This is a genomic window from Monashia sp. HAY1-2A, assembly GCF_056755315.1.
Map to the genome: position 1 here is coordinate 1 of NZ_JBNDHY010000522.1, position 258 is coordinate 258.

1 protein-coding gene is annotated in these 258 nt (G+C 67.1%); it reads right to left on the minus strand.

The window, feature by feature from the left end:
* Nucleotides 1-74: 74 nt before the first annotated feature.
* On the minus strand, nt 75-258 hold a 184-nt coding region (locus ACPYOM_RS22945), incomplete at its 5' end, for a hypothetical protein (protein ID WP_481347734.1).

The following is a 258-nucleotide window of genomic DNA, read 5'->3' on the forward strand; positions in this document are numbered from 1 at the left end:
CCCCCCCCCCCCCCCCCCCCCCCCCCCCCCCCCCCCCCCCCCCCCCCAACAAAAGAAACCCCCCCCCCAGATTACTACGCGTCTCGTGGGCTCGGAGATGTGTATAAGAGACAGGTCGTGAACGACACGAAGACGCCGACGATGTAGAGCTGGATGAGCGCCGTGACCTCGGCCTTGAAGATGATGACCAGGACGATCGCCGCCGCCGAGAGCATGACGATTCCGTTGGAGAACGCGAGCCGGTCACCGCGGGTGTGC